The following is a 17250-nucleotide window of genomic DNA, read 5'->3' as shown; positions in this document are numbered from 1 at the left end:
CAAGTACATCAGCAAGTACATCGGCTTCAACAAGTGCTAGCACGTCAGCAAGTACATCGGCCTCAACAAGTGCAAGTACGTCAGCAAGCACATCGGCTTCAACGAGCGCAAGTACATCAGCAAGTACGTCAGCAAGTACATCGGCTTCAACAAGCGCAAGTACATCAGCAAGTACATCGGCCTCAACAAGTGCAAGCACATCAGCAAGTACCTCAGCTTCAACAAGCGCAAGTACATCAGCAAGTACATCGGCTTCAACAAGTGCAAGTACGTCAGCAAGTACGTCAGCCTCAACAAGTGCAAGTACATCAGCAAGCACGTCAGCCTCAACAAGCGCAAGTACATCAGCAAGTACTTCAGCTTCGACAAGCGCAAGTACTTCAGCTAGCACGTCAGCAAGTACGTCAGCCTCAACAAGTGCAAGTACATCAGCAAGTACATCGGCTTCAACAAGCGCAAGTACATCAGCAAGTACATCGGCCTCAACGAGCGCAAGTACATCAGCAAGTACATCGGCCTCAACAAGTGCAAGTACATCAGCAAGCACATCGGCCTCAACAAGCGCAAGTACATCTGCAAGTACGTCTGTTGTAACAAGTAAGGGAATGCCAGAAAGCTTGTCACTTGATAGCTTAGATATTGATAGTATTATTACATCGGATTCAATTAGTACATCGGTATCACAATCACTATCATTGTCAACAAGCATTAGTCAATCAATGCCTCATTCTACTTCAACAAGTGCAAGCGGCTCAACATCAATGCCTCATTCGGCATCAACAAGCGCAAGTGCTTCAACATCAACGATTCATTCGACTTCAGCTAGTCAAGCTCCTCAAACTGAAACCACTAAGACACGTAAGCAATTACCAAATACTGGTGAAACTTCATCAATCTCATCTGCTCTCCTCGGAGCAGTGGCTGGTCTAACAGGGTTAGGTTTAGTAGCGAAACGCCGTAAAAATGATAATGAAGAATAAAGCGTATTGGTAGATAGTTGAGAATTGGCTAATCAGTCAGGAAAAACTCCAAGAGTTGAAAAAACTTTTGGAGTTTTTCTATCTGCCAACTGTATTGGGCTGATGGGAAAGTTACAACGTGGAGAGGAGTAAGATAGTTCTTCCTTTATATTAAAAATGTTGAAAGTTATAGTTACAAAGTTATTACAATGCTCCTAAAGAAATAGTATCCTTACTTATCTTAAAAAGTTAAGAAAAAGTCATAATAGAATCAGTATTTGGAAATTTTTATTCGCTTTAAAAGTTAGTAGTTATCTATGTAATTCTTTATGAAATAGTGTAAAAATGGTATAATGTATAAAGGAAATTTCTAAAAAGTCTCATTTTTAGAGTAGTTAATCATAAATAAGTTAGGGACTCAGGATAAGGGAGTATAATTGGAAGATTTAATTAGTGTAGTTATACCTGTGTATAATGTAGAAAATTATCTGGAAGAATGCATTCGAAGTGTTTTGAATCAGACTTATACGAATCTAGATGTAGTTCTGGTAAATGATGGTTCTACAGATACTTCGGGGGAAATATGTGATCGATTTTCTGAATTGGATAGCCGGATTCGTGTGTTTCATACTGAAAATAAAGGTGCAGCCTTAGCTAAAAACTTCGGTGTTGCTCAAGCACTCGGGGAGTATGTCCTTTTTGTAGATTCAGATGATATTGCTGAAAATAGAATGGTCGAAACTTTGCACAAACAAGTGGAAGAGACTGGAGCGGATATTGTAATTGGAAATTATTTTATTTATGATGAGAATGATTGCCAGTGTAAATTCTATGTTCTTGAAAGAGATTTTTGCATTGAGGAATTATCAGCTCAAGAATTAATTAATCGCCAAGCAGGGTATTGGCATTTAAATGCTTCAGCTTTTATTATGCCCATGTTTAAACTGTTCAAAAAAGACTTGCTATTGCAAGTTCCATTCACTAATGGTCGGCGTTTTGATGATGAAGCAACGATTCATAGATTGTTTATAAAAAGTCAGAAAACAATTTTTGTAAATGATAATCTTTATATCTATCGTGTTAGACAAGGCAGTATTATGACTTCGCAATTTGATATATCTTGGGTACAGGATATTTTGCAAGTATTTAGTTTAAAACTTGCGGATCTTATTCTTGCTGGTATTGATACTAGTGTTATGAGGACTCGTTTTGTGAATATTCTAAATGAATATAAATACTTATGTGAAACTTATAATCTTACAGATACTGATGAGTATAGAGAAATTTTGTTTAGATTAGATTTGTATAAGGGATAAGGAAGTAGCTATTGAAGTTACCTAGGATTGTCGTAGAAAAATTGAAGCTATATTGTACCATTTATGAGTAAAAAGGGGGAAAATAAATTTGGATGTTCCGATTAACTTTCAGGGGAATTATCACCATATTGAAATATCCGAGGGAGCTTGCCTTCAGATTGCTCAGGGGGTAACCATGCGATCTTTTACAAGTTTAGAAGTTTTCATGGGGGCAATTTTATCAATGGAAGAGGGAGTCTTTTTTAATGATCATTGTTCAATTCGGTGTACGGAAAAAATCACCATTGGACGTGATACTATGTTTGGGGATGGAGTCCGAATTTTTGATTCAAATCATAAGTTTAACAACTATCATGTGTTTAAAACTGCAATGAGTAGTGCACCGATTCACATTGGACGAGATTGTTGGATAGGAGCCAATACAGTTATTCTTAGAGGAGTTACTATAGGTGATAATGTTGTTATCGGGGCGAACTGTCTGATTTATCAAGATATTCCAAGTAATTCTATTGTGACTCATAGTGAACAATTAAAGATTACATCTAAAAATATTGCAAAATTTCATGCTTTTGTTTATACTTACTCAGATCAGTTGGAAGGCTTGGAGTATTTACTGATTAGTTTACCTGAAGTTGATTTTCATGTTGCAGCACCAACGAATGTATCAGACTATTTAAGGAGTTTTGAACGATTTAAGAATTTTCAACTGTATGAGTATTGTCAATCACGAGAAGTTTCAGATCGCATTTTAGAAATGGCTGATTTCTACCTAGATATTAACCATTGGAATGAGGTTGATGATATTATCGGACGTGCTTTAGAAAGAGGAAAACCAATATTTGCCTTTGAAAATGTAGTTCATAGGAAAAATGAAGAGATACATGTATTCAGTTTGAAAGATGAAGATAAAATGGTTGCAACAATTCGTCATCAGTTAAAGGTAGATAGGAATGGAGAATAGATAATGCAGTATAATGTTGCTAAACAAAAAAAAGCCATAGTACTTGGGGCTGATGGCAATTATATGGATAAGGTGGAAACGACGATAAAGTCAGTCTGTAGTCATAATAGGGATATAAAATTTTATATCTTCAACAGTGATTTTCCTACAGAGTGGTTTCAATTGATGAATAAAAGACTATCTGTTTTAAATTCGGAGATTGTAAATATAAAAATTACAGATGATACAATCAATCATTTTAATCTTCCTACACCACATCTCAGTTCTGCAGCCTATCTTAGATATTTTATTCCTAATTTTGTTAATGAAAAGAGAGTTCTCTATCTTGATAGTGATATTGTGGTAACATCCTGTTTAACATTATTGTTTGAAAAATCCTTAGATGGTTATCCACTTGGAGCTGTTCCTGATTTACCCAATACTTATGATGGATTTAATTCAGGAGTTCTTGTTATTGATACGGATATGTGGCGTGAGGAGAATATTTCAAAAAAACTCATTGATTTGACCGTAGAACACCACGAACATGTTTATGGGGATCAAGAAATTTTAAATATGTTTTTTAAAGATAGATGGAAGCGATTTGATGTAACTTTTAACCTACAGGTTGGTGCCGATGCCCATCGATATTATATGGGAGATTATGATTGGTACGAATTATTTGAAGGTATTCCGTGTATTATTCACTATACTACAGAGAATAAACCGTGGAAACATTTTCGATTTAATCGTTTTCGAGATATTTGGTGGTTTTACTATGGTTTAAATTGGAATGATATTTTATTACGAACTCATGTTTTGAAAGAAACATTTGTAGAATTGATTTCACCACCATTGCAACATGCTAGTATTTTTACGAATACAGGAGATCTTGAGGGGATCAGTTATCTACTAGAAAAATTACCAGATGTCCAATTTCATATTGTAGCACCAACATATTTTTCGCCAAATATTATTGAATTACAAAGCTATTTAAATTGTTACATTTATCCATGTGCTGATCCTAAAATGAAGCAGGATATCATAGACAAAACAGATATTTGCTTAGATATTAATTATGGGCCAGCTATGGATCAGGTGTTACAGGAAATGGTTAGACGAGGAAAGACAATTTATTCATTTGATTGCACCAATCATTTTTTCAATGGGGAAAGCACAGTTTTTACAGTGAATGAAATAGATGAATTGATTAGAAAAATACAAAAACTAGGAGATAAGAATGCCTCAAAAAGTGATTGCTCTTGGAGCTGATGTCCATTACCTTGACAAGGTAGAAACCGTGATAAAGTCGGTTTCGGTTCATAACCACGATGTGAAATTTTATGTGTTTAATGATGATCTACCTAGTGAGTGGTTTTTATTGATGAGAAATCGTTTAAAGGTTATTGGTTCTGAGATTGTCAATGTTAAAAAGACAGAGCATAATCTCCATGATTTTCATTTACCTAATAATATTATATCCTATGCGGCATATTTTAGATATTTCATAGCAGACGAAGTGTCAGAAGATAGGGTTTTATACCTGGATTCGGACATGATTGTCCATGATAAACTGGATGACTTATTCTCCCTAGATTTACAGGGTTATGCAATTGCAGCCGTTCAAGATCATGATATGAATGGTTTGGTATCAACTTTTAACTCAGGTATGTTATTAATTGATATTAAAAAATGGCGGGAAAATAATTCGACAAAAAGATTATTGGAGTTGACTGCCCAACACCATGAACATGTTTATGGAGATCAAGGTATTCTTAACATGTATTTTGGTGATCAGTGGTTGCATTTGGATAAAGAGTATAATTTTATGGTTGGTTTAGATCAATTTTTACATTTAAATGGAAATAGCGAATGGTATAATTCTTCTTATTATGGTCATCGTGTTCCAAAGATTATCCATTATACTACAGAATATAAACCTTGGACTCATTTGACCTTAACACGTTTTCGTAAGTTATGGTGGTTTTATTATGGATTGAATTGGAACGATGTATTGTTGAATGTAGATATTACTAAACGATCCTTTAATGAACTAGTAGGAGCTCCCTTGTACAATACTTGTATTTTTACAAATAGTGCAGCTATGGAATCATTGGTGTATCTCTTGTCTGAACTGCCAGAAGTACATTTTACTGTTTTGGCACATACAAATTTCGCTCCCTTCGTCGTTGATTTGCAATCTTATTTAAATTTGTCACTTTTCCCTAATTTTAATCGTTTTAATCTGAAGGAAACCTTGGATAAGATGGATTTTTACCTAGATATCAATCATGAAGGGGAGATTGCCAATATTATCGAAGAAGTTCATAAACGAAATAAGCCAATTTTTACTTTTGATAACACTAGTCATGATTCAAGTGGAAGAAGTCATATTTTTTCATCATCGGAACCGGAGAAGATGGTAGAAGCTATTAAAAAATATTGCGCACGATTAAGTAATTAAAAGGATTTATATGAAGGCAATTGTACTTGCTGGGGATAAACATTATCTTACCCCAATACTCACAACAATAAAGTCTATTTTGTATTATAATCAAAATGTTAAGATTTATATTCTACATCAGAATATCCCTAGCGATTGGTTCCATGAACTCAAGGTTCAAGTAGAAATGCTAGGAAGTATAGTAGAGGATATTTATATCGGTGATGTGATTAATCCTGAATGGAAAACACAAGCACACATCTCACCCATTGCTTACGCTCGATACTTAATTCCACGGTTGACTACAGAAGATAGAGTAGTCTATTTAGATAGTGACATCATTGTACATGGAGATTTGAGTCCGCTCTTTGACTTGGATTTGGGAGACTACTCTTTAGCGGCAGTAAGGGATGTTGATGGTAATGGATTTAATTCAGGGATGCTGGTCATTGATTGTCAAAAGTGGAGAGAAAAAGATGTTACTTCCTTGTTGTTTGATAAGACAGTGGAGTACATGTCTTACCTTAATCAGAATACTACAGAGGACTTCAATGGGGATCAAACCATTTTTAATTTAGTCTTCCAGAATCATTGGCTAGAGTTGGATAAGCATTTTAATCTTCAAGTTGGGCATGATGTCATCGCATTCTATAGTCATTGGGATTCACATTTTGAATTGGATCAAGAACCATTGATTATCCATTATACGACCTATAGAAAACCATGGTCCACACTGATGGGCTATCGCTATCGGGATTTATGGTGGGCTTTTCGAGACGTTAGTTTCGATCAAATTGCGGACCATTACGCAGGATGTTTTACTATCAAAAGAGTTTATGACCTTCACAATGTCAATCTATTTACATTTACAGATTCACAGGATGTTCTTTATATTGATGAACTAGCCCAAGCTTTGCCTGATGTTGGGTTCCATATTGGTGCCTATACAGACATGGGTGATATTCTTCTAGCTTTAGAAAAATATCCAAATGTGTACTTGTATCCTAGTATGGTAGGGGTGGTGATTGATGAAATGATTGAGAAGTCAGAGGCCTATTTGGATATTCATACGGGAAGTCCTATGGAATTCATTGTCAATCGTTATATTAGTGCAAGCAGACCAGTATTGACTTTTGATATAACCAATAAAAACCAATTGGAAAAAACAGTAGTTTCCTCTCAATCTCCACAGTCAATGATAGAAACTATTGAAGAGTTAAAGAAAGATAAAATAGCCATGAGGGCAATTGTTTTAGGAGCTAATTACCAATATGCAGATAAGGTGCTAACTACAATCAAATCAATCTGCTGTCATAATCAAGGACTTCGTTTTTATCTGATTAACAGCGATTTTCCGACAGAATGGTTTTATAATCTCAATCGTAAGTTGAAGAAGCTAGACTGTGAAATTGTTAATGCCCGTGTCAATAGTTCTCACATAAGTCAATATAAGACCAATATTCACTATGCAACATTTTTACGTTATTTTATTTCGGATTTTGTTGAGGAAGATAAGGTCTTATATCTAGACTGTGATTTGGTTGTCACAAGAGACTTAAGTCCTCTGTTTGATTTCGACTTGGGAGACTATCCATTGGCGGCAGTCAAGGATCTGGGGGCTCAAGTATATTTTAATGAGCATGGCTTCAATGCAGGTGTTTTGTTAATCAATAATCGCCTTTGGAAACAAGAAGAGGTTCGCAAACAACTGATTGAAATGACCAATGAGTTACATGACAAAGTTGCCCAAGATGATCAAAGTATTTTGAATATCTTATTTAAAGACCGCTGGTTAGCTTTAGACTTTAAATATAACTGTATTACCTTGCACACACATTTCTCGGATTATCGACCAGAGCTTGGAACTTATCCACCGATTATCCATTACCTGACAGAGAGAAAACCTTGGGGACTTTACGAGCGCTCCATTTATCGTGATGTTTGGTGGTATTATAATGCCCAAGATTGGTCGGATATGAGTCAGCCAACTCCTTGTCTTACCAAAAGTCAGGTGAGTCAATACACAGGAGTTCAACATTCAGCTTTTATTTATACATTCTCGTGTGATTTGAAAAATATAGTATATTTAATTGAAAATTTGCCAAATATAAAGTTTTATATAGCTGCTCCTGTTACGGTGGCAGATAGTATTACAGCTTTGCTGGCGTATCCAAATGTTTCAGTTTTATCTGATATCGCCGGACAACCAGCTTTGATAGATAGTTTGGTTGATGGCTGTGACTTCTTACTAGATATTAATGCTGATGTTGAAGTTGATGACATTATTGGACGTTTTCAACAAGTGGGAAAACCAGTGTTTGCTTTTGAAAGTGTTGCTCACGGTAAGCAAGGGCAGTTCCTCTATGACCAAGAGCATCCTGAAGAGATGATTCTCGTTATTGAAGATTATTGTCAAAATGGGAAGTTGCCTGTAAAAAAGCTGCAATCCTATCCAAAGGTACTGGATATCCAGCAGAGTCTTGATTATATATTGGAACACCATTCTTCCGTTATTCGTTATGGGGATGGAGAAATGGATATTATGATGGGCCATGGGATTCCTTATCAAGACTATGATGAGACATTGGCGGAACAGCTTAGAAGAATGATCCAACTAGAAAGCTCTCCAGAATTGCTGGTTTGTCTTTCTGATGTTTTTGAAGTTTTGGAACGCTACAATCCCGAAGCTGTCAACTTTTGGAAAAAGCATTTAGAAAATTATAAAGAAGCCTATCATGGATTGTGCACAGCACCTTTCTATGGTTCGACTTTTATATCTCGTCCTTATATAGACCTCAAAGATAAGTCTGCTTCGGTAGCTCACTTTGAAAAATTAAAGAAACTTTGGGATAAACGAGATATCTTAATTGTCGAAGGTGAAAACTCTCGTTCAGGAGTTGGAAATGATCTTTTTGACAATGCTCAGTCAGTTGAGCGTATTGTCTGCCCTTCTAGAAATGCCTATAGTAAAGTTCAGGACATTCAAGAAGCGATTGAAAAGCATGTGGCTGGTAAATTAGTATTCTTGATGCTTGGGCCTACAGCCAAGGTTTTAGCTTATCACTTAAGCAAAAAAGGCATACAAGCAATTGATCTAGGTCACATTGATTCCGAATATGAGTGGTTTAAGATGGGAGCAACTTCAAAAGTGAAATTCTCACATAAGCATACCGCAGAGCATAATTTTGATCAAGAAATTCAACTGCTTGATGATGAAGTTTATAATGCACAAGTTGTTGTAAGGATTTAAACAAGAAAATGAAAATTAACATTACAAATATTTATGGCATGTCTGGTCAAAGTACAGCCCTAATCGCCCAGAATGAAACCGTTAAAATTGCAAGAAAGTTAGACTTTCACGAACTTGGCTTTTACTTTTACGATATTTATAGTGATAGTCAAGGTGAGTTGAATAGCCGTTTAGATGGTGTTTTAGCTAAGCTCGGTTATGGAGATATCGTCGTCTATCAATCTCCCACATGGAATGGCAGGGAGTATGATCAGGCCTTTATCAGAAAATGTAAGATTTTAAATGCTAAAATAATCACCTTCATACATGACGTACCCCCACTTATGTTTCCATCCAATTATTACTTGATGCCGGAGTATATTGAAATGTATAACCAATCGGATTTAGTAGTTGTTCCGTCAGAAAAAATGAAGGAACGTCTGATTAAGGAAGGGTTGACAGTTCAAAAAATTATTATCCAAGGAATGTGGGATCATGTTCATGACTATCCTTTGAGACGACCAGATTTTCAGAAAAAACTATATTTTGCGGGTAGTGTGGAGCGCTTTGAACACTTATCTAATTGGGCTTATTCAATTCCTCTCGATATTTTTTCCGAGTCTAATCAAGAGAATCCTAACCCAAGAGTTTCATTTAAAGGTTGGAAAACAGATACAGAGTTGCTTCTTGCTTTGTCAGAGGGAGGCTTTGGCTTAGTATGGGGAACCAGTGAAAATCCAACTGATGAGGAAGATTACTATCGATTGAATATCTCTCATAAAGTTAGTACTTATCTTGCTGCAGGGATTCCAGTAGTAGTGCCATCCTATCTCTCAAATGCTAGTTTCATACAAGAAAAAGGCTTAGGTTATGTAGTGAACAGTTTGGAAGAAGCAAATCGTCTTGTAGAGTACACGACAGCAGAAGCTTATCAACACATGGTTGAAAATGTATATAAAGTTAGTTATATCTTAAAAGAAGGATACTTTACAAAGAAATTATTGATTGCTGCAGTGATGCAGGTTTTAGATATCTAGAATAGGGTAGTTATGAATACCCCTCATCCATTAGGATGAGGGAATGACAGTAGTGGCAAACAGTCAATTTATAGATTTAGCTATATTCATCAGAATATTTCATCACTCGAATAAGGTAGGAGAAAAAAATTGAAGATAAAATTGACATCAGTCGTCGTGAAACGTGTTATGTGGACGATTTCTTTCTTGTTTATTTATGTTCTAGGAAGTAGATTGACTCTTCCGTTTATAAACGTTAATGATGCAAATTTTTTGGGTGGAACTGTAGCTTTTTTAGCTTTTTCTACTGCTATAACAGGTGGCAATCTTCAAAGCATCTCCCTATTTTCAGTCGGACTGTCTCCATGGATGTCGGCTATGATTTTATGGCAAATGTTTAGTATGTCTAAGAAGCTTGGTTTTGGTAGCTTACCACTTGAAGTTCAAGAACGAAGAAAAATGATATTAACATTTGTCATAGCTTTAATCCAGGCATTAGCCATTACCATAAATCTCCCTATTCAGTCGGGGGAGCATTATGGAATGGTCTTGATTTTGAATGTTCTGCTCTTGATTGCGGGCACTTTTTTCTTGGTCTGGTTATCGGATCTCAATTCTCAGTTTGGTGTCGGGGGTTCTATAGTTATCTTGATGTCCAGTATGGTAGCTAGTATGCCACAAAACATAGTCAAGAGTATTAAAGAATTACAGGTTAGTTTTTTATTTGTTGTACTATTACTTATGTTTTCTCTAGTTTTTCTATATACTGCTGTCATCATGCAGAGGGCACGCTATCGTATTTTAGTGAATAAGATTATGATTCACAATCGTTTTAAACGCTATTCTTATTTTGATATTCAGTTAAATCCTGCGGGAGGGATGCCTTTTATGTATGCCATGTCCTTGGTATCAATTCCGCAGTATGTTCTAATGTTACTCCAGATTATTTTTCCAAATGTTTCTTGGATACAGAACTGGATGGGCCAATTTGCAATTGGACGACCAATATGGCTATGTACATATATTCTAATATTGTTTGCATTGGGACTTGCTTTTTCTTTTGTCAATATGAGTGGAGAGGAAATAGCTGAAAAGATGAAAAAATCTGGAGAGTATATCTATAACATCTATCCAGGAGAAGCGACAAGTCGCTATATCAATTGGTTAATTTTGCGTTTTGCAATCATTGGTTCTACTTATACAGTTATTATGGCTGGCTTGCCAATGTTGATGGTTATATATGATCCGCGCTATATGCAACTAACGATGCTTCCAGGGTTATTCTTGATTTTTAACGGAATGGTGTTTAATATCAAAGAAGAGATTCATGCCTTGACGTTGAATGAGAACTATAGACCACTCTTAGAAATCAATTCATAATTGAGAGGAGAATATATGTATTATTTCATTCCTTTTTTGGAGCGTGACAATCAATCTTGGCAGACAAATATTGTGCCCTGGTATAGGACTCCTTATCGCTTAGAATTTGATGATATCTTGCACCAAATTCGGATTTTTAAACGCCAAGAATTAGAATCTAAAATGCTATGGTTGACTTATCATCCTCACCTGCGCTATTTGTTACACAGACAAGATTTATTGGAGTCTGATGTTTTCTCTGTTTTTGATGCTATTCAAAATATTGCAAATGAGGAGATGCACCCCTTACAACTGAAAGATTTAACATGGGATAAAGATTGTGACTTTATCTATACTCCCTTTGTAATTGCAGTTAAACAGCAAGGGGCGCTTTATGCTGAAGTTGAATATGGCTCAGAAGGTTTTATCAGCTATATTACTTATTTTAAAGATAATAAAATTGATTTTATTTGCTATTTTGATGATCGTGGCTTTTTATCTAGCCTTATAGAGTATGAGGATCAAAAACCAGTCAACCGTTATTATTACAATGCAAAAGGACAGTGGCAATTGAGGGAGAATTTGCAAGGGGGACAGCCAATTGTAAAGGTAAATCCAGCAGTAAGCTACCGTTTTGAAAAATTAACTTATGAGAGTATAGATGAAGTTATTTGGGAATTCTTAACAACATTTTTAAATCAAGACTATCAAGTTGGAGATTCATTTGTTTTGGCAGCTCATACCAGATTTCAAAATCAATTGTTAGAAAGATTGCCAGAAGAAGCTCCCAAAATTATAAGTTTCTTTATTGAAAGAAATCAAGCAGATGATTTACAAGTTCATCGTCAGGCAATAGAACAGTCTAGATTGTTGATTAGTGATAGGAAAGATTTTCTTGAACGATTGCAAGAGACTTATCCTCAATTTATTTCTAAAATGCATCATTTACCATCTTTTGATACGCGCTTGAAGTTAGGTCTTAGTCAACGATTAAAGGAATCAAAAATTTATGTCCAAATGGATATACAGATGCAACAAGATCCACAGATCTTGTATGAAATCTTATACTTCGTCTCGAAAAATCCTTTGACTGAGGTTGTTTTTTCAGTATTTAATGCAGAAGGATATCAAATTGAAGCTTTACAGAAGCAGATCGATTCGCTCATTATGGAGCGTCTCAATCTGAAGGAACTGTTAAAGGATTCCGTGGTATCTGATGCAGAAAATATATTAGAAGAAAATACCAGAGATTATTATCGCTTTAAGATTATCAATCTAAATGATGAGATGGGCTTAATTCGAGAATTGGAGTACACTCGTTTAATTGTTGATTTAAATCCAGTCGCAAATATTTATACTCAGATTGCAGGAATTAGTGCAGGAATTCCTCAAATCAACCTACAAGAGTCAGAATATGTTACTCACTTACAAAATGGGTATATCCTGTCGGATTTATCAGAATTTAGTAAAGCTGGACACTACTTTTTAGATACCTTGGAACATTGGAATCAAGCCTTAATTTACTCAATCGATAAGATTCGACAAAATACAGGTGAACAATTTGTAGACAAGTGGGAAAAATGGTTAGAGGAGGCAAAGGGTGAGCAATAAATTACAGATTTTGCAGATAGGTAGCAGAAACTGGCGTCATTATTATGAGATTCCTGAGAATATGGACTGGCATTTCTTTTGGCCAAAATCAACGACTGCAATAAGGAAGGTCATGAAAATGGAGGGATTAAAAACTTTTTCAGCTATTTTGGTTGAAAATCCTGAACATTTATCGGATTTGATTCCTTTGATGAAAAAGGTCACTCCTTATACTATTTTCTACCCAGATACAGCTGAGCCACAATCAAAAGATGTTCAAAATTTCTTGAAAAGAACCTGTGCTCAAGCAACAGATTTTTCAAAACCAGCAGAACTTTTACGTCTACTATCTAAGGCCTTGTTTAGAGGGCAGTATGGAGACAAGTTGGCCCCGATTGATATGCTTGTTAATCCTGCTTTTGCGGGGGAGGTTCGTTATAATGGTTATGAACATCTAGAACTCTTAGGAAAGTATGGTGAAGACTTCCGTCCCTTAATTAGCTGGAAATATAATATTCGAGCAAGCGAGTTTAACCCAGTAGAACTCTGGCTAGAATATGAGAAAGATTGGACTTGTGATATTCGCCTTGTTGTTCGGAATATCCAAGATGGGTCCACTGCTAGTTTTGTTAAAGAACGAGTTTTTACAGTTGAGGATATGGAGACCGCCCTTGTATTGGACGATGATTTTTCCTCATTTATCAGTATTTCTCTAGAAGCGCGAGGAGCAGGACGTCTGAGAATCGGAGCTCTTCACCAGCGTTTAACACGCTACCAATTTGGCAAGTATGTTCTAGGTGGAGGCATTATACATAATAAAAAGCGTGAGGAACTTAATTACTTTTTCTATCCAGGAGACTTTAAACCGCCTTTGAATATCTACTTTTCTGGTTATCGACGAGCGGAAGGATTTGAGGGGTTTGGGATGATGAGATTTCTTGGTGCACCCTTCCTTCTTTTTCAAGATCCGAGAATAGATGGGGGAGCCTTTTACTTGGGTGATGACTACCTTGAAAATGGCGTTCGAAATGTGATTCAAGAATATCTTGATTTATTAGGATTCTCAAATAAGGAATTAATTTTCTCGGGTATATCTATGGGGACCTATGGTGCTATGTATTACAGTTCTTTCTTTGAACCTAGGGCTGTTATTGTTTCAAAACCCTTGACCAATCTTGGATTGATAGCAGAAAGAGGCAGACTTGAGGCGCCTGGGCTTTTCCCTACCGCCTTTGACATTTTACGTCACCATTCTAAAGGAGATGCTAGTTTAGCTGCCATGAGATTCTTAGATGACCGTTTTTGGGTTCCTTTTAAACAGGCGGATTTTAGTCAAACAATTTTTGGACTCTCTTATATGAAAGAAGAAGACTATGACCCGCGTGCTTATGATGATTTAGTAGAGACACTCTATCATTCTGGTGCTCGTATCATGTCAAAAGGGACTTCAGGTCGACATAACGATGATAATGACACAACTATAACTTGGTTCATGAATTTTTATAAAATGATATTAGAGAAAAATTTTGGGAGAAAGTTTTGATGGTTATCAAAAGGACTAGAGAGATTTATTGGGGAGAATTTAAAGGGGCCAGTTTAGGAGACTTGAAAGAGAATAGTTTTTTATATGGTTCAGTTGTTATTTATCATTCGCGAAATCATGTTTATTTTGAAAATGGTATGGTGAATTCTGGTACTATGATTCATGAGTGGACCTCAAGTTTTAATTTTCAAGGAAATCGTTTAACTCCAACCTTGCCTCTTTTAAAAAAGGGGCATCGTTATCGTTTGGTTAGTCAAATGACTGTTCAGCCCCAAAAAGGTTTGTATTTTAGACTCATTTTTATGGATCGTTATGATAAGCAGATTGGTCAAGTGATTGAAAAGAATTTTGATTTCACCTTTATCTATCCAGAAGAAGCCTATCATTATAAAGTCCAACTGTTGAGCGCAGGATTACAATCAGTTGACTTTCATTCATTTTCAATAGAAGAGGACTATTCTAAACAAGATGTGGAATAATAGACAGTTGAGCAAGGTAAAAAAAATCTTGCATCAAATTAATCTAAAAAAAGAAGAGATGGCCTCGCTAACAGATGCTGAATTGGCAGGTAAAACTCAAGAATTTAAAGAGAGGTTGGCTACTGGAGAAACCTTAGATGATCTTTTAGTGGAAGCTTTTGCAGTTGTACGTGAAGCTGATAAGCGGATACTAGGAATGTTTCCCTATGATGTACAGGTCATGGGTGGGATTGTTATCCATCAAGGGAATGTTGCGGAGATGAATACAGGTGAGGGGAAAACCCTGACTGCTACGATGCCAATCTATCTCAATGCTTTATCAGGTCAAGGTGTAATGCTGGTGACTACTAACGACTATCTTGCTAAGCGTGATGCAGAGGAGATGGGTCGAGTCTATGAGTTCTTAGGTTTGACAATTCGTATCCCATTTTCTGAAGACGATGAGGAAGAGTTAACGTCCGAAGATAAGGGAGAAATTTATAGTGCGGATATTATCTATACTACTAACAGTGGTCTTGGTTTTGACTATTTGATTGATAATTTAGCATCAAGTGAAGACAAAAAGTACATGGCAGAATTTAACTTTGTTATTGTAGATGAGGTAGATTCAGTTTTGTTAGATAGCGCTCAAACTCCCTTAGTTATTTCAGGTTCACCTAGGGTACAATCCAATTTTTATGGAATTATTGACACCTTGATGACAACTTTAATAGAGGGAAAAGACTATATTTTTAAAGAAGAGAAAAAAGAAGTATGGCTTACTACTATTGGTGCTAGAACTGCGGAGAGCTTTCTTGGAATTGATAACCTATATTCTGAAGAACATAGTGTACTAGCCAGACATTTGACCTTTGCTTTACGAGCTCATACCCTATTTAAAAGGGATAAAGACTATATTATTCGGAAGGGTGAGAAAGATGACGAACTGGTTCTAGTGGATCAAAGTACAGGTCGTTTATTAGAAATGACCAAGCTTCAAGGAGGTTTGCATCAAGCTATTGAGGCAAAGGAGCAGGTTCCTCTATCTGAAGAAACTAGGGCAATGGCTTCTATAACATATCAAAGTTTATTTAAGAAATTTAAAAAGATTTCTGGTATGACTGGTACTGGAAAAGTTGCAGAGAAGGAATTTTTAGAAACCTATGGTATGTCAGTTGTGAAAATTCCAACTAACCGAAAGAACCAGCGAATTGATTATCCGGATAATCTCTACGTTACGTTACCTGAAAAAGTTTATGCCTCGCTTGATGAGATTAAGTATTATCATAAAAAAGGGAACCCTTTATTGATTTTTGTGGGTTCGGTTGAGATGTCGGAACTTTATTCTTCTCTCTTACTGCGAGAAGGAATTGCTCATAATGTTTTGAATGCTCATAATGTAGCTCGTGAAGCGCAGATGATTGCAGAGTCTGGTCGCATGGGAGCTGTGACAGTTGCGACTTCAATGGCTGGTCGAGGTACAGATATTAAACTTGGACCTGGAGTTGCGGAGCTTGGAGGCTTAGTGGTTATTGGTACGGAGCGCATGGAAAGTAAGCGAGTTGACTTACAGATTCGAGGGCGTTCGGGACGACAGGGAGATCCGGGCTTATCGAAATTTTTTGTATCACTGGAAGATGATGTGATTAAAAAATTTGGTCCTTCTTGGGTCCATAAGATGTATAAGGACTATACAGTGAACAAACATATAAGTCCTGAGCTCCTAGAAGGAAGACGCTATCGAAAATTAGTGGAAAAAGCGCAAAAAGCAAGCGATAGCGCCGCTAGATCAGCGAGAAGTCAAACCTTAGAATATGCTGAGAGTATGAATATCCAAAGAGAGATGGTCTATAGTCAAAGAAATCGTTTGATTGATGGGACTGAGGATCTAGATGGTTTTGTTGTAGATGTACTAGATGAGTTCATAAAAAAGAGTTTGTCAAACGAACAATTTGAAAGCAAAGAGGAATTGTATCACTTTATCGTAAAAAATATCAGTTTTCTTTATCATGCAGTTCCTCAAGAGTTGGATATGACGGATAAGGATGCCATTAAACGAGTTTTGGAGACAACAGTCCAAAAAACTTTACAAGAGAAACGAACACTTCTGGAAATTCATGACTTCTTTTCAGATTTTCAGCGTTTGGCCTTGCTAAAGGCTATTGATGATAATTGGGTTGAACAAGTAGACTATCTTCAACAATTAACTTTTGCGATTGGCGGGCAATCAGCTGCTCAAAAGAATCCTATTGTCGAATATTATCAAGAAGCTTATCATGGATTTGAAGAGATGAAAAGGCAAGTCAAAAAGGATATGGTTCGAAACCTTCTATTGAGCAGAGTAGACATTTCTCCAAAAGGTGAAATCGTGACTCATTTTCCATAAGAGGAGAAAAT

The 17250-nt window shown here is 36.2% G+C and carries 12 protein-coding genes; all 12 read left to right on the top strand.

All coding sequences use genetic code 11. The annotated features are described in order from the left end of the window. The coding region (locus tag QM409_RS04065; protein ID WP_414310492.1) for an LPXTG cell wall anchor domain-containing protein at nt 1–980 on the top strand (980 nt) is incomplete at its 5' end. A gap of 416 nt (nt 981–1396) precedes the next feature. After that, the gene (locus QM409_RS04060; RefSeq protein ID WP_261015825.1) at nt 1397–2275 is read left to right on the top strand and encodes a glycosyltransferase; all 879 of its coding nucleotides are present in this window, start codon (nt 1397–1399) and stop codon (nt 2273–2275) included. Nucleotides 2276–2357: 82 nt separating this feature from the next. Further along, a complete protein-coding gene (locus tag QM409_RS04055) occupies nt 2358–3236 on the top strand; it encodes an acyltransferase (RefSeq protein ID WP_414305602.1) in 879 nt (292 codons plus the stop codon). A 3-nt stretch (nt 3237–3239) separates the two neighbouring features. After that, nucleotides 3240–4487: a glycosyltransferase family 8 protein gene (locus tag QM409_RS04050; protein WP_084929767.1), complete on the top strand. Its 1248-nt coding sequence runs from the start codon at nt 3240–3242 to the stop codon at nt 4485–4487. Beyond that, a complete protein-coding gene (locus QM409_RS04045) occupies nt 4456–5679 on the top strand; it encodes a glycosyltransferase family 8 protein (RefSeq protein ID WP_261015824.1) in 1224 nt (407 codons plus the stop codon). Before QM409_RS04050 ends, QM409_RS04045 begins: the two co-directional genes overlap by 32 nt. A gap of 10 nt (nt 5680–5689) precedes the next feature. Beyond that, nucleotides 5690–8908 carry an SP_1767 family glycosyltransferase gene (locus QM409_RS04040; protein ID WP_414305595.1) on the top strand — a complete coding sequence of 1073 codons (3219 nt, stop codon included), beginning with the start codon at nt 5690–5692 and terminating at the stop codon, nt 8906–8908. A gap of 8 nt (nt 8909–8916) precedes the next feature. Further along, on the top strand, nt 8917–9924 hold the full coding sequence (locus QM409_RS04035; protein ID WP_084929770.1) for a sugar transferase: 1008 nt from the start codon (nt 8917–8919) through the stop codon (nt 9922–9924). A gap of 129 nt (nt 9925–10053) precedes the next feature. Beyond that, nucleotides 10054–11283, top strand: a complete 1230-nt coding sequence (secY2, locus tag QM409_RS04030; protein WP_084929771.1) for an accessory Sec system protein translocase subunit SecY2 — start codon at nt 10054–10056, stop codon at nt 11281–11283. Nucleotides 11284–11298: 15 nt separating this feature from the next. Continuing rightward, nucleotides 11299–12873, top strand: a complete 1575-nt coding sequence (asp1, locus tag QM409_RS04025; RefSeq protein ID WP_261014906.1) for an accessory Sec system protein Asp1 — start codon at nt 11299–11301, stop codon at nt 12871–12873. Next, a complete protein-coding gene (gene asp2, locus QM409_RS04020; protein ID WP_261014907.1) occupies nt 12863–14395 on the top strand; it encodes an accessory Sec system protein Asp2 in 1533 nt (510 codons plus the stop codon). The genes asp1 and asp2 overlap by 11 nt, the downstream gene beginning before the upstream one ends. Continuing rightward, complete coding sequence (asp3, locus tag QM409_RS04015) at nt 14395–14874, top strand: accessory Sec system protein Asp3 (RefSeq protein WP_153209877.1); 480 nt, start codon at nt 14395–14397, stop codon at nt 14872–14874. The genes asp2 and asp3 overlap by 1 nt, the downstream gene beginning before the upstream one ends. Then, nucleotides 14864–17239, top strand: a complete 2376-nt coding sequence (secA2, locus tag QM409_RS04010) for an accessory Sec system translocase SecA2 (protein WP_414305596.1) — start codon at nt 14864–14866, stop codon at nt 17237–17239. The genes asp3 and secA2 overlap by 11 nt, the downstream gene beginning before the upstream one ends. The last annotated feature ends 11 nt before the right edge of the window (nt 17240–17250 follow it).

The organism is Streptococcus mitis (assembly GCF_047465045.1).
GTDB lineage: Bacteria > Bacillota > Bacilli > Lactobacillales > Streptococcaceae > Streptococcus > Streptococcus mitis_DT.
Note: the sequence above shows the minus strand (reverse complement) of the source record. Positions and strands in the feature narration are given on the sequence as shown.